The organism is Morganella morganii (assembly GCF_019242955.1).
Lineage (GTDB): Bacteria > Pseudomonadota > Gammaproteobacteria > Enterobacterales > Enterobacteriaceae > Morganella > Morganella sibonii.
On record NZ_CP066129.1, the window covers coordinates 1,741,572 to 1,759,103 of the forward strand.

Sequence of the window (17,532 nt, forward strand, 5' to 3'; positions counted from 1 at the left end):
TATCAGATTCATTATTGGCGGAGCCCCCTTGAGATACTTTTCATCTTTCCAGACATCACTGAAAATTTCGCGTTACCTGTTCCGGATCGTCGGTGTGATGTTATGGGGGCTGGGTGCGCTGGTGACGGTATTCTATTTACTGAATATCTATAACGGAATGCGCAATGACATCCGCCAGCAATATTATTCTGATTACGATGCCTTATTAGCCTATTTCCGGCAATCCACCGATATTACCCGCGATATCCGTTATATGAATGAACGGTTTGTCGAAAATAAAGAAGTGCGTCCGGGAGAGCCGGCTGACCGTACCACTGACGGCTTTTTTATTGATTACCGGGCACTGAATACCAAGGGGGACTGTGCGGCTTTCCGTACCGGCAGCGGCCCTTATATTATCGCGTTTAAAGATCTCCTGACCTACTGGCAAAATAACATTGCTGCTCCGACGGGACTGAATCAGGTTTTTCTGGTCGGCTCGAAAAGTTTATGTATGGTTTCATTTCCGATCCGTAACCTCTCCACCAGCAGCGAAACGCTGCGCAGAATGGTGAATGATTATTCTCAGAACTATTTCCGGCTGAAAAGTCAGGGTAAAGAACGCACAATTTACTGGGCTGCACCCGGCGGCAATCAGGGAATGGCCAGTCTGTTTGTGATGATGCCGCTGTATTACGACGGTCGTTTTCTCGCGTTGATGGGAATCGAGCGTAACCTGCAACTGGAAAACTTTAACCGTCTGCGCGATTTTCCGGCCAATATGGTGATTATTAATGAGCAGGACGATGTCGTGCTCTCCTATCCGGAAGAAATTAATACCCAGAAAAATAAAGACCGCTATCTGGTGGACGATAACTATTTCGGTTATGACGACGGATTTACCCAACTGGTCTTCAAACGCAGACTGGCGCCGTCGATGCTGAGTGTGGTGTATACCACGCCGCTGAATTCTATCTATGAAAAACTGAAATTCCAGATCCTCTACGGTGCAATTCTTAACCTGATTTCCGCCATTATTATCGGGCTGTTTACCTGGCTGCTGGAACGGCGGATATTTATGCCGGCGGAGAACAGCGCAATACGTCTGGAAGAGCACGAGCAGTTTAACCATAAAATTGTGGCCTCCGCGCCGGTCGGGATCTGTATCCTGCGCACCCTTGACGGTACAGCGCTGCTGAGTAATGAACTGGCTCATAATTACTGGCGTATGCTTTCATTTGAGGATCGTAACCGCATCGGTCTGCTGATAAAAGATAAACGGCAGGGGATGGAGGATATGGTGACCCGTAACGGGGGGCATCTGCAGGTCAGCTTTGTCCATTCGCGTTACCAGAACGAAGAAGTGGCGATTTGCGTGCTGGTGGATATCAGCGCCCGCGTTCAGCTGGAAAGCTCGTTACAGGATGCGGCACAGGCGGCAGAACAGGCTAACCAGTCGAAATCTATGTTCCTTGCCACGGTCAGTCATGAATTGCGTACCCCATTGTACGGCATTATCGGTAACCTGGAGCTGTTACAGTCCATGGCGCATTCACAGGATGCACAGCGTCTGCTTGGCACCATGAATAACTCCTCTTCATTATTACTGAAGATTATCAGTGATATTCTCGATTTCTCTAAAATTGAATCCAAACAGCTGAAAATTGAGCCGCGAGAGTTTAACTTCCGCGAACATATTCATTTTGTGGTGGCAAACTACCTGCCGCTGGTGGCGAAAAAACACCTTTCTCTGTACTGCTTTATTGAAAGGGACGTACCGGAACTGGTCTGTAATGACCCGGTGAGGATGCAGCAGGTTATCGCCAACCTGTTTAATAACGCGATTAAATATACTCACGTCGGGATGGTGTGCATTCATGTCTATGTCTGCGGTGAATATCTGCATGTGGATATTCAGGATACCGGCGGCGGTATCAGCGGGGATGAACTGCGGCAATTATTCGATCCGTTCTATCAGATAATCCCGAATACAGACAGTCCGTCACAAGGGACCGGGCTGGGCCTGCCTATTTGTGAAAAACTGATCTCTCTGATGGACGGCGATATGATGGTCGAATCGCAGAAAGAGGTCGGCAGTCTGTTCGGGATACGTTTCCCGTGCTATACCGCGTATACGCCCGGTTCTCATGCGGATATAGTACCGCTGACAGTGCCGCTGGTCTTTGAATTCCGTAACGGGGTTCTGGCGGATTACATGCGGCGTTACTGGCAGGATATTGCTCCGGTACCGGTTTCGCTGTCAGAATGCAGTGATATTTCCGGTGCGGTGGTGATAACGGATGTGGTGACCCCGGCGATGAAACAGGCACGGTTGCTGATTGAGCTGGATGCCGGTTATACCGATAAACCGGTGCCGCAGGGCGGTAATCGCTGGCGGCATAATACCCATCAGCTTGACGGGTTGTCTGATTTTGTCTCCGACTGCCTGAATAACCGTCGTCAGGAAGCGGATGAGCTGCCGCCGCCGTTGCTGCCTGATAATCAGCAGACACAGCATGTCCGGATACTGATTGTGGATGACCACCCGATTAACCGTCACCTGTTATCTGACCAGCTGCATCTGTTCGGCTTCCATACGGCAACCGCAGATGACGGGCTGGATGCGCTTAATTTCCTCGAAACTCATGAAGTGGATATTATTCTGTCGGATGTCAATATGCCGAATATGAACGGTTATGACCTGACACGCACGCTGAGGGAGAAGGGCATGACACTGCCGGTTATCGGGATCACCGCTAACGCCATGGCGGAGGAGCGGGAGCGCTGCCTGGTTTCCGGCATGAATGATTGCCTCTCCAAACCGGTATCCATGCAGGCGCTGAAAACCATGATGCAGCGTTACATCCCGCAGGTTACTCCCCCCGGGCCGGAATGAGAATCACAGACAGCCGGATAAAAAAACGCCATTCATCTGAATGGCGTTTTTGCATCGGTACGGTAATACGCTTCCGGATTACTCGTCTCTGTGACTGTCGATAGTTACAGATGAAAGATAATTCAGCAGCGCGATATCGTTATCCACACCCAGTTTCAGCATAGCCGATTTTTTCTGGCTGCTGATGGTTTTGATACTGCGGTTCAGTTTCCGCGCAATCTCAGTAACCAGATGCCCTTCAGCAAACAGACGCAGGACTTCACTCTCTTTCGGAGAAAGACGTTTATCACCGTATCCGTTGGCATTCACTTTTTCCAGCAGCTTGGAAACACTGTCAGGAGTGAATTTTTTCCCTTTCTGTAAAGAAGCCAGTGCTTTCGGCAAATCAGCCGGTGCACCCTGCTTCAGTACGATCCCTTCGATATCCAGCTCCAGTACAGCGCTGAGGATCGCCGGATTATTGTTCATCGTCAGCACAATAATCGCCAGGTCAGGATAATGGCGTTTGATATACTTAATCAGTGTAATACCATCACCGTACTTATCTCCCGGCATGGAGAGGTCAGTGATCAAAACATCCGCATCCAGGCGTGCTAAGCTGTTGATAAGAGAAGTAGAGTCTTCAAATTCACCAACAACATTAACCGTTTCCAGTTGTTCCAGAGACTTCTTTATCCCGAACAGAACAATAGGATGATCATCGGCGATAATAACATTCAGGTTATTCATACTCTTGGTTACCTTGCTGCAGCAATTCAGTGACAATGGCATCAATTTCCCGGATACCTTCATCCACCTTTATTTTGTTTTTGTCAGCGATATAGCGTTCTATATCTTCACAGCGTGATTTCAGATAATCAAAGTCGAGCACAGCAAAGACCCCTTTGACCCGATGTACTGTCAGCGCCAGTGGCTGCAATTCACTTAATTCTGCTTCCGTGTACATCTTACTTATATCAGGAGGTACTGTGGTGGCAAACAAATCTTTATACGTACTTTGCGCCAGCTGATTTTTATATAATGCAACAACTTCCCTGACGGAAAGCGCTGCTGTATTAATACCCGGATTCCCGGGTAAGAATCTATCATCAAACTCATCCGAAGTTAAGCTTTGTTCGATAAGCAGCGTAATAGCATTCAGAATTTCATCATTGAAATTATAATTACACTCCACAAGGGAAGGTGTAATCATTCGGTGTTCAATAATGTCATTTCGTAAAAAGAGTATTGGCTTTCTCGCTTTCTTATCAAAGTCAGTTATCAGGATGTCATATTCATCTTGCAATAATGCGCGATTTTTATCAAATAAAATTCCGCTGTTTTCAATTATAATTGTGTTAATTATTTCCCGAATGCTCGGGTTAATGATATTTATCTTAAACAGCGTATCTTCCAGCACCCCTGACGGTTCACCGATCATCTCCGTGGCAGGCAGCGGCAGCTCGACAGTATAGTGAGTGCCGATATCCGGTTTGCTGTCTATTTTCAGCTCACCTTTCAGCTTCTTACATAATAAATCACACAAATAGAATGCCAGACCGGAATTAGGACGACCTGCGGTATCCGCAACCGGATACATAAACGGATCATGCAGATTAGTGAGATCCGATTGCGGTAAACCGGAGCCGCTGGCGATTATTTCTAACTTGATATTATTATGTTCATCTTTAAATATATTCTTAAGACGAATAACCAATTTTCCGTATTTTAAATTACTGACAGCATAATTCAGCAGTAATAAAAAGATTTTACTGATAATAGGGCCATCACCAATATAATTCAGCTGCTTGTTAATCGCGTTATGAAAATAAAGCGGAATACCTTTGTCATTTATCTGATGTGAAAATTGTTTAACAATATCCTCAGCCATCTGTGATAACAGGAATTCATCATTGGTTGGTTTCCAGTCATCTGTTTCCAGATCAGCCAGCAAAATAATATTTTCGATCCACTCACTGAGGTAACCGGACTCCGTCACGACTCTCTCTGCCAGACGGCTGCCGGCCGGGTCGGTGATATACGGAACCAGCGTATGCAGGTCATTACCGAGTTTTTTGACCGGGACGACCAGCTCCGAACGGATATTCGATAATACAGACTGACGGGCCTTGATACTTTTCTTATATTCACGGTCAGATAATTGCAGGCGGCGGGCGGTCAGTGCTTCCTGATCCACATCACGGAACAGAATCAGATACGTATCATTCATATTACGGACCGGATTTATACTGACTTCATACACCACATTATCAATAGTTGTCTGGATACGGCCCTGGTGTTCCCGTGCCATATCGCGGGTTTTGTTCAGGTCGCTGAGATTCAGTAACTGGCTGGCGATCGTATTGCTGACCAGTCGTTTATTGGCAGAAAAATCATAAATCGCCAGCCCGACAGGCACCTGTGCCACAATTTCATTGGTTATCGCCTCACTGTTTCTGGCCTGACGGACTAATGCATTGAGCGGGGAGATGAATCGCTTGCGGATATAAATAAGTCCGCCCACCGAGAGCATACTGAACAGGAAAACAGAAATTAACAGCCAGATATTGGCGGCCAGCATCTCTTCTGCCAGTGACAGCAGCGAAAGCTGGTAAACCACCTGATACGGCATTTCACGCAGGCGGTAACTGAGTTTCAGCGACAGGCCGTTAATACTGATTTGCACGGCATTCTGGCGGTTACTGAGGTTATGGGAGGCGGCCGGAATCAGAGACAGGTTGGACAAATCCAGATTATCAGGCACCAGGTTATTCACCGGCAAATCAAACGCCACCACGCTGGTCAGCTGACCGGGATTATTAAACATTGCGCGGTAGGTATAGTAATACGTGGATTCTGACGGCATCTTGGTAAAGGAGGAGAGTGTCTCCCGTTCATCCAGTGCGGTGGAATCCGCCAGCATTTCCGCCCGTTTTTCATCGGCGCCCAGCGTCAGCGGGCTTTCACGGTAGCGCAGTTCCGGACGCAGGGCTGAATGGGATGTGACCAGCAGCAGACTGTTATCCAGACCATTAAGGTAATACATGGAGTTAAACTGATTTTCGCCGCCCCACAGAATCGTCAGATAATCAGAAAAGCGCCGTGCGATAGCGTAGGTATCATCATTAGTCTGGCCGAACAGAATAGCATCCACAACCGGCACCCGGCTGTCAATCCAGTAAATATCATTGAGGATCTTGTGCGGGGGGACGAGCTCCGGCCGTTTCTCGGTATCCGCGGTATTGGCGAGCCTGAACAGCTCAGCGGACTGATAACGGTACGTTTCAACCTGATGTTCTATCCGGTTGCTGAAACTGTATAATGCGCCTTTTTTGCTTCCCAGCCAGGCATCGTAATAGTTATATCCGTATAAGAAGAGAGATAAGACTAATAACGAAACAAATGATGCATAAAAGCCGGGTATCGCATAAGGCTTGGAATGTGACTGTCTGTACATATGTTCCGTTGTGACCTTATTGTAAGTACTTGACTGTAAATTCACCGGGAAGTAATTCTATCATACTAATTCCCGCCACAATAACAGCAGTATTCAGCCTTCAGACCTGTCCGGTGCGTGAATGTTGAGCAGACAAACAAAAAAATCGGATTTTTTTGCTCACAGGGGTAGACAGGTTCCTCATTTTTCAGCATAATCGCGCCCCATGGAAGGATGGCCGAGTGGCTTAAGGCAGCGGTCTTGAAAACCGCCGACGGGAGACCGTCCTAGAGTTCGAATCTCTATCCTTCCGCCAAATTAGCCGGCTTAGCTCAGTTGGTAGAGCAACTGACTTGTAATCAGTAGGTCACCAGTTCGACTCCGGTAGCCGGCACCATATTAAACCCGTTAACTCTCAACCAGTTAGCGGGTTTTTCATTTGTGCTCACCAACCACACTCAGGGTCGGGTGGGACATATTTGGGACATCCTCACCAAAAACAGCATCGATTTGCTGCGCATGCTGGCTCAGATGACCTGGTGCCAGGTGAGCATACCGGCGTACCATTTCTATTGATTCCCATCCCCCCATTTCCTGCAATACGGACAGCGGTACTCCCGCCTGAATTAACCAGCTCGCCCATGTGTGGCGAAGGTCGTGAAAACGGAAGTTTTCTATACCGGCACGTTTAAGTGCAGTCCTGAACGCAGTATTACCGTCAACGCGCATTTTTCTGACAACCGGAGTCATTGAGCCGTCAGATCTGTTTTTAGCCTTCGTATGCACAAAAACATACTTTGTGTGATTGCCTATCTGCTCACGCAGGACGCGGCACGCAGTGTCGTTAAGAGCAACACCCAATGCTTTCCCTGATTTGGTCTGATCCGGGGGAATCCACGCTACTTTTCTCGGCATATCTATTTGTGACCATTCCAGGTTAATAATATTGGAGCGCCGCAGGCCGGTAGCCAGAGCAAATGTCACAACAGATTTAAGAGGTTCACTGCATTCATCGATCAGGCGTTTTGCTTCCCGTGGCTCGAGCCATCGGACCCGGTTATTCTTCGGTTTTGGCACCCGGATATTCGGGGCTTTATCGAGATACTTCCAGTCGCGTTCAGCGGCGCGGAGCAGTGACTTGATGAAAGCCAGGTAAGCAGATTTGGTTGCTACAGAAACCGGCTCTGATTTTTTACTGACTGCGCGCCGCTTCCTGCCGGAAATATGCTTTTCCCAATTTTCTTTCAGCTTCTGATTTTGCAGCTTACTGACAGCATCATAGATTTTAATCTCATCAATATCTGCCAGGTGCATCCCTTCAAAGTGATCGAGCCAAAACAGTATTTTGGTTTTATCATCATCAAGAGATTTTTTGCCTGATTTTTCCTCGAGCCACCGCGTACAGGCAACCTCAAAAGTAACCTTCGGAGTTTCACCCAGTGAGCTTACGCGCCACAGCTCGGCCTTTCGTTTATCATGCAACTCCTGCGCTTGTTTTTTGTCCGTTGTACCAAGCGACTCCTTAATTCTTTTACCATTGTGCGAGTAACTGGCGTACCATATCTCGCCTCTCCGGAAGATTGACATATCCTTTCCTCTTCCGCACTAATCACGCTTTCCGGCGTATTGTGCATTTTGTAGTTGATGGCTGCAATGCAATTTGCACGGGTAAACTGCCATGGCGATTTGGGCTTAAGCGGATCTTTTCTCGAGCCGGACAGCCTGCCGGAATCAATCCATTTTTTCAGGGTAGGGTAAGATATTCCCATGAAGGCACAGGCTTCACTGCTATTCATCGGGTAGGCGTCTACCGTCGGCCAATATAAAGTTAGGGCTCTGCCTCTGGTTAAAGTGGGTTTAGTTGCAACCCCCATACTTCATCCTCCTGCTGTAACGTACGCACGTAATACCCGGGCACTTTCTTCTCAGGAAAGCACGGGTGATTAAGTGGTTTGAATTTCGGTGTGTATTTGTCGAGTATTGCGGTGTGTTGTTCGTCTGATGTGTGCTGCATTAATTCCGTCAGGCAATCCCTTGCTATTCGTCTGCGTCCGTTCTCTGCTTTCTGTGGGGTTATAACTTAACGCTTCCGTCTACCTGATCATCCCTGCATTACGTTTCATCCTAAAACGGAACATCATAGTCAAAATCCATCGGTGGCTCATTCCGTGCTGGAGCTTGCTGCGTCTGCGGCTTCTGGCCTCCTGCCTGATTGCCGCCGAAATCCAGTTGATTCACGATAATCACTGGTGCAGACCGTTTACTGCCATTCTGATCAGTCCATTCCTCCATGACAAACTCGCCAATAACCGTCACCTTCGTTCCTTTTTTCAGGTGCTCTGGCAATTTCTCAGCTTTCGCGCCGAACATTTTGCAGATAACCCACGATGTCTTTTCGTGCTCGCCATATCCCTGCTTAACCGGCAGACTGAACGATGCAACGGCTTTCCCTGCCGGAGTCCATCGTTGCTCACAATCCTTTCCGAGATTGCCGCTGACTGTAATTACGTTAATTGCCATTTATGCCGCCTGCTTAAGTTCGTTGATCCTGATGCCGGTGAGTCGTTTACATTCATCCTGCTTGTCGCTGCCGTTCAGCATTTGCCACACTTTTCTGTATTCAGCCTCAATCGTCTTTGTGTCACTTGTGACATTAAGAAATTCGGTATAGTCACTCAGAATCTGAGTGTGGTTGCGCGGGGCAACATCGTGAACCTCTGCATCAGCATCAATTGCAGTTTCTTCGGTGGGAATACAGAACGCCTGGAAGGCTGCGTATTTATAGGCGATTGACATTGCTTTGTTGGTTGCCTTGTCCCCGCTATCCATAGCTTCGCCAAAGGTGGTCACTGTGTGTTTGCTGCCGTCTTCCGTGGCAATGAAATCAAACTCAGCCTTCACCACGACATAAAATAAGGTACCGCCTTTTTGTGTCTGTCGCTCCGTGACAGAACGCTCCATAATGCGGGGAAGGATAATCAGGCCATGCTTAACCAGCGCCGGGGCAAGTGCGTTGTATACAGCGTCGATACCCCTGAACATAAACCCCTGTTGTGAATTCCTGCTCCCTTTTTTGATGCCTGTCTCAGCCAGTTCCTTGGCTACGGCACTTATTGCCTTATAGACTTCAGACATGATTAATCTCCCAATCTCTGGCCGGGGCGTGATTCCGTACGCCCGCCGCCGTAATAATCAACACCACTGACACCGGTAGCTTTTCCATGTTCAGTCCTCCATTCTCTCCACGCCTGTGTCTCAGCAGCATTCCGTGCTGCTTTGATGTTTGCGGGTAGTGGGGGATAGTGAAGGGCGGTGATACGGCAGATGTTGTAAAGTGCCTCGGCAACCCGTTGCTCTGACAGTGAAGGCTCTCCGGTCGGTTTCCCCCGTCGTTGCAAATCCATTTGCTTAATTGCTGATTTCAGGGCGTGTTGATAATTTTCATCATACGTCCCGCCGGAGCCTGAACGTTTCCCTATACGGCGTGGATATTCCATCATGTGAATTCTCCGCTTAAAAATTCTGCCGGTACCCGTCCGTTTGGCAATCCGACACTTTCACGAAACCAGTAATCATCCTTTTCTTTCTGCTCTTGTTTTCTGCGCTGTTCGGCAATCCGTTGCCGTTCTACCTGAGCATCCTGTATTGTGTATGTGTTCATGCCGGTAGTCTCATTCTGCACTGATGGAGAATGCGGCTTGTTTTGGCGTTCTCCCTGCGCCAACGCCACTCCGACATAATCTGCTCAATCTGCTTTTCATCCATGTCAGCCTGATTGAACAACTCAATAACCTGTTCCTTGGTGTGTTTTTGTTTTGCAGTCATCAGCGACATATCTTTCTCCCGTAAGCTCTCATCTGTAATTGGTTAGCTAGATCCCAAATACGGGACTTTCCGGTGGATATCGCTACCCTTGCCGCACATCGGGCAAGGCGTAAAAATGGCATAGAGATGCACGCCACGTCAGAACCGCACGAAGCGCGACAAGGTTTAGTTTTCATGTTGTTTACCTACGGATATACCTGAAAAATAAAGGATATATTTAAATTTTATTGATGCTGATTAAAATATATTTAGTGATAACAATGAGGAGCAGATTATGGAGGCTTTTGCTTTATTACCTTTGATTACAGCAACCATTCCTGGCGGTATCTTTTTTCTTCCTGTCTCATTTATGTTTGTTTCCTACTGATGGACATTAAGGCAGTTATATTCCAACTGCCTTTTCCATAAATTAATGGCGCATAATTTCACTCTGGCACAATGCCCGCTCCCCGGATATAGTTAGAAAAACTAAGGAGAGCAGTTATGAATTTAACCCCTGAACAACTCGAGACGATCATTGAGAAAGCTGTAGAAAAAGCTATAACCAAGTCATTCATCAGGTATCTGAAATTAACTATCGGGATTCCTGTTGTTGTCTTTATCTTCCTTGCGGTAATCGGATATTTCCTTTATCCGAGGTAATTCCTCTTATACACATCCCTGTGCTACGTGATGAATGAATAGTTATCCCCGTATTGCGAGAAAAGTTAAAATTTCAGTAAAATCGTATATTATTTTATGCTAAAATATCATTCATATGTTCAATAAACTATGGAGATATAATGAGTGAGCTAATAAAAAAAGTAATTTTTCGATTCATAAAAGCTCCTAAGGTAATAAATAATTTCGATGATGAAGAACGCGCATTACTGATATATTTTCTTAATGGAAAATACAAAAAAAGGAAAATCAGAATTTATAAAAAAGCAGCAAAGCGTTTGATTGATAAAGATGTTTTGGAAGTTGTTGAATCCAGCGTCCGCCCCGGGGTTAATCTAATTAAGATATCAGACTGTTACTATTCTATTCTGAAGCAGAAAATATAAATTTCAGATTACTGACTGGGGGATCGTATCCTGGGCTGTCAGACGCCAAGACGCCCGATATATTTCAGGTAATCAAAAATGCTTTTATCTGTTGGCTCTATGTTCTCATTGTTGCACTCTTTGCAGCAGCTTCCGGCATACGCCTCTGCCTGAGCAACATGTGATGAGCTCAATTCAGTCGATGCAGTACTTATTGCTAGACGTCATATCCATCTCCTGTTTTATTTAACCTAACATCCACCGTAAATGTGATGGGGTGAAGTGTCTGCTTTTAACCATATCAGATGAGGTACCGTGTGTTACAGATAGAAATCCGTTAAGATGCTTTTAACCCTATAAAATGAGATAAATAAGATGAATAATGAAGTGATTGCAAAGCGTCTGGACGCGCAGCATATTTTGCTAAAATCAATTTTTGACGCGCTGACTACCGAGCAAAAATCCGAAATTGAGAAAAATATTAAAAGTTTGAGTCAGGCAGCAAGGTACCCGCACATTCTGGAGTCATTTGATGAGCCAGAAGATGCAGAGAAAGCAGCACTGGACTTGCTCTACCTTAAGTAATACTTGGTCAGCCCATTCATAGGATGGGCTATGCTCTGGCCGTGATACCAAATTCTGTTTTTGGTTTTGACTTATATCGCTTAGTTGAATACAGGGCAGTTGTGTTTAAGCAGCAGTTGTCCGGTGAATCATAAACTGGGGTGCTGCATGCGGATGTGGCTTTTTCTACTCGGCTCATTGGGCTTTTGTCCGGTTCAGTTCTGAATATTTCCTCCAACTTCATTTTTACATTTTTGGTGGCAATCGCTTCAGCCTTTCTCCTGGCGTGACGCCTGTTTGCTGAGTTGCCACGTAAAAATTCAGGCTTGCGTGATTTTTTCACTATGATTATTGCCATATTTCCTCCAAACAGTCGGCTTTGGCGATTGGTACAACCATGTGTTGCTTCAATCCCGAAACCTTCTGAGAAGGCTGACGCTTTATCAGCGTCACCGTTCTGACAGCCAATACACAGCTCGCTATCATCGTTTTTAAAGAACATCAACGTGCTGTGTTCCGTTGATGGATATGATGATATGCATTTGACGCAAATGCGTCAAGCGCATATTTTGGCTTGGGTAATGTTAGATAAGATTTAAGATATTTATATTGTTGATTTTATTTGGGATTTGTCTTTTTTAAAATCGTCAAAATCTGGCGTAGATTACATGGGGTGGAACAAAAAATATACAATTATTTTCTGTCCAAGCGCTGCTGTGGATGTTATTGTTGAATAAATATACAGAGGTGATGAATGAGTGACGAACGAGAACTGATTTACAGTGAAGTATGCAGAGTAACAGGCAGAGCGGCTATTATGTTACTGGATTCACGGCAGATGATAACGAAAGGAAATATCAGGCAATTGCTGTACTCCCATAAAGAACAAGAAATAGACAGATTTATGAATGAGGTTTATGAGGTTGCTATCGACCTGATGAGCGATAATTGATATAAAAAAGCCCTCGCGGGGAGGGCTGGGGTTATGCTGCCCTTCACCTATGCGTTCACCGCCAGGATAGCCCTGCCAACTTTTATCACTGTCATATCCTTATTATGTATTTCTACACCTACCACCTTACTCTAAAATATGTCATCAGGCTGTCAGCCAAAGAATCGATGATTTGCATCTTCATCAATAATTTTTATTGCGTCAGAAAAACTGCCTATCATTCGGCCGTCGTAGTGTCGCCATTCATTATTCTCAGTAGACCAGAACAGAGACCACGAGTTGCTGTTTCTGTTGTTTGTTATTTTGGCCAGCATTTCTTCCGCACGTCCGGTGCTCCAGGACAGTTGTCTAACCTCGAAAATGATTACGCTATCGTCTTCAATACGATACTGAAGATCATGTTCATCCCGGATATGCTTTGGTGGACGACGCTTTTCCATGAAATAGTTCATAAATTGTTTAATTTGTACGACTTCAGTGTCATTGAATGCCATAGTTTGTCCTTAGAACTCGTTTGATTATCAGTACTGGTTTATGATTGTTCGCACTTATCGATAAATTTAGTCGGTTTTACAATCGCAGCCACATAATGCATTTTTTCCACTTCACGTGGGTCAACTGTGATTGGCGGGTGAGTATTGTTGACGCTGGTGAATTGGTAACTACCATCTCTGGTTTTATTCAGTATTTTTACCATGTTCTTACCTTCAACAGTGCGCACAAAGACCTCATCGCCGGATCTGACTACTGTGTTGGGCTCAACAACCACATACTCACCTGACTGAATCCTGGGCCACATACTGTCACCCTTAACTTTGAGGGCATAAGCGTCCTTATCATCGCTGTAAATTTGAACCCATCCCTCAAGGGCCTCTATCATATCCACTGCGCCATCAATCCCCAGGAATGCTTCCCCAACTACTTTAACCATGCCATTGGGGACGAATCCAACAAACTCAACATTATCATCTTGTTGCTGTGTAGTGGTATCGGAGAATAGGTCGGCTACCGTGACACCAAGAGCAGCCGCAATTTTTGTTAATGTGCTCTCGGAGTAGCCTTGGATATTCCTTTCAAGGCGAGAGATATTCCCCACGTCGCTATCAATAGCAGTGGCTAATTGCAGGATTGTTAATCCCTTCTGTTTTCTGAGAGCTCTAATTTTTGTTCCTATTTTCATATTATCATTCAACTTTATTTATGCGTCTCACACAAAGCGTATTGCGCATATCAAAGTATATGGTAATATGCGTGTGGCGCATTCAAGGTGGAGTGAGATATGCAAATAACGCCTTTAAGGAAAATTCGTTTGGAAAAGCAATTAACAATTGCAGAGGTGGCGGCCGCAATTAACTACGATGTCGGGAACCTCAGTCGTTTGGAGCGTGGCGCTCAGACGGCATCACTTGAGATTGCTGAAAAATTGGTGAAATTTTACGAAAAAAAAATCACTGAAATGCAGATTTTGTATCCGCAGAGGTATATGTAGTTACCCTGGCTCTTTAACAATCGCAGAGCTGTTAGCTGCTACGGAGTCACTGATAAAGTGACGATTTACATATAAAACTACCTCACAGGATGTGAGCTACGGACTATCTATACCAAAAGGAATTTACATTATGGAAAATGCAAATCCACGCAAATCGTTCAACCGGTTTGTGTCAAATCATCTGATGACAACTGCTCATCAGGCAATCAGAAACACCACACAGACGGTAGTTGCAAAGCTACTCGGTGTTCACGATTCAACAATCCTGCGCAGAACAGAAAAGTTACCGGAGATATGCGAGACATTAGCCGCGGCCGGTATCACGGATTTTGTTTTGCCTGGCGAGAGAAAAATCAGTGAGGAGGAGTATCGGTTTCTGTGGAAACAGATTGGTGAACTCTCTCAGATGAGAATCAAAGAAAACGCCCCGACTGTTGGAGCAGCAGAGGCGCATTAAGAAAAGCACTTAATATTTACACTGTATCAATAGCCAGTATTGTTGAAAAGAGGGAAACATAAAGTTTCCCTTTTTTGATACAGCAAATAACGGAGTAATTATACATGAAAGTAATTATGAAACAAAGATATGGAGGTCGCTATGAATACAGCGGAAGTGTATGAATTCCCTGTTAAGCAGGAGCAACCACGAGTGGCAGACCTGGACGATGGTTACACTAAACTCGCCAACGAACTGCTGGAGTCTCTTTCATGCTGCAATCTGACAGCCAGACAGTTCCGGGTAATGTTGGCACTGATCAGAAAAACATACGGGTTCGGGAAGAAAAATGACCGGATAGCAGATTCTCAGCTGTCGGAAATTACCGGCCTGTCCCGTCAGAACGTTAACAAGGCAAAGAACGAATTAATTTCAATGAATTACATCGTGAAAGATGGCAATAAGATTGGGGTTAACAAGGAGGTTTCGGCGTGGAAAAATCAACTTAGAGACACTGTCTCTAATCTGGAGACAAAAAAAGTCTCTAAGTTAGAGACAAATGATGTCTCTGGTTTGGAGACACACAAAAGAAATACTTTAAAGAAAAAAGAAAATATATATACCCCTATATCCCCTAAACCTGAAAAACCGTCCAAGCCAGAACCCTTTGATGCAAATGCACACCCGCTGCCTGACTGGTTGAGCCGTGATACCTGGGTGAGCTGGGTTACCTACCGGAAAGACCTGAAAAAACCGATCAGGACAAAACAGACACTAAACGGGCTGATATCCAGGCTGACTAAATTTTACGAGGCTGGGTATACACCTGAGAGCGTAATCGACGAATCGATATCAAACGGGTGGACTGGCTTGTTTATGCCGAAATCACCACCAACACGGCAACGCATTGTCCGGCCTAAGCGTGTTCAGCAATTCATACCGGAGGACTTCTGATGGCAACAGCAGCACAGACTCTGGCGAGGTTTAACCGCATGAAGCCGGAGCACATCAAGCCAAAATTCACGAATGCTGCTGAGCTGATGGCGTGGCAGCGTGAGCAGGGCGCTATCGATGCGAAACGGATTGCTGACGAAAACCGTGTGGCTCGACTGCATAAAATCATGGGGCGTTCCGGTATCAGCCCGTTACACCAGGAATGCACGTTTGAGAACTATCTGGTGACAACGCCGGAACAACAGCGGGCACTCAGTAAATCACAGCAGTACGCATCTGAGTTTGGTAAATCATTTGGCGGATTTATTTTCAGCGGTAATCCCGGCACCGGTAAAAACCATCTGGCAGCGGCTATCGGCAACCAGATAATCCGGAACGGGAAAAGCATTCTGATTGCCACTCTGCCAGACCTGATGATGCGTGTCCGTGAGACATACCAGAAAGGGGCAAAAACTACTGAGTCGCAGCTGATCAGCGACCTGTGTGAAGTGGATTTACTGGTGCTGGATGATGTCGGCGTACAGCGCAATAACCTGAACGAAGAACTGATTATTTTTCAGGTGGTAGACCGCCGGTTATCGAATAAAAAACCGGTAGGTGTGCTGACCAATCTCAATTTTGACGAACTGGCAAAAGCATTGGGTGATCGGGTTATTGACCGCCTGAGAATGGGTTCGCCGACCGTTATCAATTTCACATGGGAAAGCTTCCGCAGGCAGGTTAAGTAGCGTCATAACCCAGGACAGAAGACTTTTTGAAATGATTGGAGCGGCCAGCGGGAATCGAACCCGCATCATCAGCTTGGAAGGCTGAGGTAATAGCCATTATACGATGACCGCAATGGTGGGTCGTGGGAGGCTCGAACTCCCGACCAATTGATTAAGAGTCAACTGCTCTACCGGCTGAGCTAACGACCCGAAGAAATTAAAATACACCCGTAAGAAACTAACGGCAACCGATAACCTCAGGAGGTTGAATGCAAAAACAGACATTCCTTCTCAGGAATATACAGATACTCAGAAATCTCAAGGCAGAGCTCGACAATCTCCCGCTTAACGAAGAATTCCCCCTCGAAGTAAAAATATCCGATCCGAAGCGAACCCTTCCCCAAAATGACATGTTTCATGCGCTGTGCGGCAATGTAGCAGAGCAGGGCATTGTATGGGCTGGCAATACGTGGGGATTGCAGGACTGGAAATGTATTTTCGTATCCGGACATGCAAAGGCGACAGGCCGTGACGGGACGCTTATTCCGGGACTTGAGGGAGAGATTGTACCGCTGGCAAGAGAAAGTACCGCAAACATGAGTAAGAAGCGCATGACAAGCTTAATCGAATATTCGCAGGCGTGGGCTATAGGTGAAGGTATAAAACCCCGCGCCGCGCGATACAGGTTTAATCATTACGGACATCAGGAATAGGAGCAGGACGTATGAAAGAACCGCACATACACCGACTTCTCACCAATGACGAAGCCGATAATCTCTGCATTTACTACAGGCGTAAGGGGTATAACCCGGTGAAGTCACTGAATATCAATCCTCAGTATTTCGACGTCACCGTGTATCTGCCGGTAGTCAGATATCTGAAACCAACACCACGGGCAATGATTAACAGGATATGGCGATGAATGACGAACAATTCAAAGTATGCGTTGACATAATCAGGGCATGTCGCGATCTGGATTCGTTCACCAATCACGAGGCCGGACTGCACACGGGGAACTCAGCAGAGTTCATTAAGTGGTTTACCAACAAAATGCTGTATATCGGATGTTTGCGAAAAGTCGGCACAACCAGGCACAATCGCCATGTGAGTCAGTTATTTGCAATATCGCCGGATGCTGTCACCAGACTGTATCGCTACATGCGTGAATCCAGTGGTGAGTTAGTGCCGGTTAGCGGGCATGGTGAGAGAAAGCTAATCGAATTTTGCGGGAAGGTGGTCAGCAAGGCATACATTGAGCCGGGGTTCGGTCGGTCAGATGTTACTTGGTTC

At 46.1% G+C, this 17,532-nt stretch carries 20 protein-coding genes and 4 tRNA genes; 11 read left to right on the top strand and 13 right to left on the bottom strand.

The window, feature by feature from the left end; translation table 11 throughout:
- The first annotated feature begins 28 nt into the window (after positions 1–28).
- Entirely contained in the window at positions 29–2,875 is a 2,847-nt protein-coding gene (rcsC, locus tag JC793_RS07940; RefSeq protein WP_166707538.1) for a two-component system sensor histidine kinase RcsC, read from the top strand.
- A gap of 78 nt (positions 2,876–2,953) precedes the next feature.
- On the opposite strand, the gene rcsB is transcribed toward rcsC, so the two are convergent.
- On the bottom strand, positions 2,954–3,604 hold the full coding sequence (rcsB, locus tag JC793_RS07945; protein ID WP_046892372.1) for a response regulator transcription factor RcsB: 651 nt from the start codon (positions 3,602–3,604) through the stop codon (positions 2,954–2,956).
- Positions 3,597–6,311, bottom strand: a complete 2,715-nt coding sequence (gene rcsD, locus JC793_RS07950) for a phosphotransferase RcsD (protein ID WP_218428117.1) — start codon at positions 6,309–6,311, stop codon at positions 3,597–3,599. Before rcsD ends, rcsB begins: the two co-directional genes overlap by 8 nt.
- 207 nt (positions 6,312–6,518) lie before the next feature.
- On the opposite strand from rcsD, the gene JC793_RS07955 reads away from it, so the two are divergent.
- Both JC793_RS07955 and JC793_RS07960 read left to right on the top strand, forming a co-directional pair.
- A tRNA-Ser gene (locus JC793_RS07955) sits at positions 6,519–6,606 on the top strand.
- A gap of 5 nt (positions 6,607–6,611) precedes the next feature.
- Positions 6,612–6,687 (top strand) — tRNA-Thr (locus JC793_RS07960).
- A 38-nt stretch (positions 6,688–6,725) separates the two neighbouring features.
- On the opposite strand, the gene JC793_RS07965 is transcribed toward JC793_RS07960, so the two are convergent.
- The 6 genes from JC793_RS07965 to JC793_RS07990 form a co-directional block, all read right to left on the bottom strand.
- Positions 6,726–7,877 (bottom strand): tyrosine-type recombinase/integrase, encoded by a 1,152-nt coding sequence (locus JC793_RS07965; RefSeq protein WP_052927410.1) that lies wholly within the window; start codon positions 7,875–7,877, stop codon positions 6,726–6,728.
- A gap of 537 nt (positions 7,878–8,414) precedes the next feature.
- Positions 8,415–8,810, bottom strand: a complete 396-nt coding sequence (locus JC793_RS07970) for a single-stranded DNA-binding protein (protein WP_052927411.1) — start codon at positions 8,808–8,810, stop codon at positions 8,415–8,417.
- Positions 8,811–9,425 (bottom strand): ERF family protein, encoded by a 615-nt coding sequence (locus JC793_RS07975; RefSeq protein ID WP_054426069.1) that lies wholly within the window; start codon positions 9,423–9,425, stop codon positions 8,811–8,813. It abuts the gene before it with no gap.
- 2 nt (positions 9,426–9,427) lie between these two features.
- Positions 9,428–9,790, bottom strand: a complete 363-nt coding sequence (locus JC793_RS07980; protein ID WP_052927413.1) for a hypothetical protein — start codon at positions 9,788–9,790, stop codon at positions 9,428–9,430.
- Positions 9,787–9,951: a hypothetical protein gene (locus JC793_RS07985; RefSeq protein WP_166707596.1), complete on the bottom strand. Its 165-nt coding sequence runs from the start codon at positions 9,949–9,951 to the stop codon at positions 9,787–9,789. Before JC793_RS07985 ends, JC793_RS07980 begins: the two co-directional genes overlap by 4 nt.
- On the bottom strand, positions 9,948–10,124 hold the full coding sequence (locus JC793_RS07990; protein ID WP_218428119.1) for a hypothetical protein: 177 nt from the start codon (positions 10,122–10,124) through the stop codon (positions 9,948–9,950). Before JC793_RS07990 ends, JC793_RS07985 begins: the two co-directional genes overlap by 4 nt.
- Positions 10,125–10,897: 773 nt before the next feature.
- On the opposite strand from JC793_RS07990, the gene JC793_RS07995 reads away from it, so the two are divergent.
- Together JC793_RS07995 and JC793_RS08000 are read left to right on the top strand one after the other, a co-directional pair.
- A complete protein-coding gene (locus JC793_RS07995; RefSeq protein WP_052927414.1) occupies positions 10,898–11,161 on the top strand; it encodes a hypothetical protein in 264 nt (87 codons plus the stop codon).
- Between the two features lie 354 nt (positions 11,162–11,515).
- On the top strand, positions 11,516–11,725 hold the full coding sequence (locus JC793_RS08000) for a hypothetical protein (RefSeq protein WP_004240099.1): 210 nt from the start codon (positions 11,516–11,518) through the stop codon (positions 11,723–11,725).
- A gap of 28 nt (positions 11,726–11,753) precedes the next feature.
- Here the strand turns inward: JC793_RS08000 and JC793_RS08005 are convergent, their stop codons facing one another.
- Positions 11,754–12,206: a transcriptional antitermination N peptide gene (locus tag JC793_RS08005; RefSeq protein WP_230058901.1), complete on the bottom strand. Its 453-nt coding sequence runs from the start codon at positions 12,204–12,206 to the stop codon at positions 11,754–11,756.
- Positions 12,207–12,458: 252 nt separating this feature from the next.
- Between JC793_RS08005 and JC793_RS08010 the strand changes: the two genes are divergently transcribed.
- Positions 12,459–12,656, top strand: coding sequence for a DUF2767 family protein (locus JC793_RS08010; protein ID WP_036414486.1), 198 nt, complete (start codon positions 12,459–12,461; stop codon positions 12,654–12,656).
- A 152-nt stretch (positions 12,657–12,808) separates the two neighbouring features.
- Here JC793_RS08010 and JC793_RS08015 read toward each other — a convergent pair whose 3' ends face one another.
- Complete coding sequence (locus tag JC793_RS08015; RefSeq protein ID WP_052927415.1) at positions 12,809–13,150, bottom strand: DUF3024 domain-containing protein; 342 nt, start codon at positions 13,148–13,150, stop codon at positions 12,809–12,811.
- Positions 13,151–13,188: 38 nt separating this feature from the next.
- Positions 13,189–13,836 carry an XRE family transcriptional regulator gene (locus tag JC793_RS08020; protein ID WP_036414490.1) on the bottom strand — a complete coding sequence of 216 codons (648 nt, stop codon included), beginning with the start codon at positions 13,834–13,836 and terminating at the stop codon, positions 13,189–13,191.
- 129 nt (positions 13,837–13,965) lie between these two features.
- On the opposite strand from JC793_RS08020, the gene JC793_RS08025 reads away from it, so the two are divergent.
- The 4 genes from JC793_RS08025 (at position 13,966) to JC793_RS08040 (ending at position 16,263) form a co-directional block, all read left to right on the top strand.
- Entirely contained in the window at positions 13,966–14,145 is a 180-nt protein-coding gene (locus tag JC793_RS08025) for a helix-turn-helix domain-containing protein (protein WP_306384067.1), read from the top strand.
- Between the two features lie 130 nt (positions 14,146–14,275).
- On the top strand, positions 14,276–14,602 hold the full coding sequence (locus tag JC793_RS08030) for a hypothetical protein (protein ID WP_004240105.1): 327 nt from the start codon (positions 14,276–14,278) through the stop codon (positions 14,600–14,602).
- A 141-nt stretch (positions 14,603–14,743) separates the two neighbouring features.
- Positions 14,744–15,535 carry a replication protein gene (locus JC793_RS08035; RefSeq protein ID WP_048822229.1) on the top strand — a complete coding sequence of 264 codons (792 nt, stop codon included), beginning with the start codon at positions 14,744–14,746 and terminating at the stop codon, positions 15,533–15,535.
- A complete protein-coding gene (locus tag JC793_RS08040) occupies positions 15,535–16,263 on the top strand; it encodes an ATP-binding protein (RefSeq protein WP_052927416.1) in 729 nt (242 codons plus the stop codon). Before JC793_RS08035 ends, JC793_RS08040 begins: the two co-directional genes overlap by 1 nt.
- Positions 16,264–16,299: 36 nt before the next feature.
- Here the strand turns inward: JC793_RS08040 and JC793_RS08045 are convergent.
- Both JC793_RS08045 and JC793_RS08050 read right to left on the bottom strand, forming a co-directional pair.
- Positions 16,300–16,374 (bottom strand) — tRNA-Gly (locus tag JC793_RS08045).
- Between the two features lie 2 nt (positions 16,375–16,376).
- Positions 16,377–16,452, bottom strand: a tRNA-Lys gene (locus tag JC793_RS08050).
- A gap of 59 nt (positions 16,453–16,511) precedes the next feature.
- On the opposite strand from JC793_RS08050, the gene JC793_RS08055 reads away from it, so the two are divergent.
- Positions 16,512–16,955: a recombination protein NinB gene (locus JC793_RS08055; protein WP_046024444.1), complete on the top strand. Its 444-nt coding sequence runs from the start codon at positions 16,512–16,514 to the stop codon at positions 16,953–16,955.
- Positions 16,956–17,532: the final 577 nt, after the last annotated feature.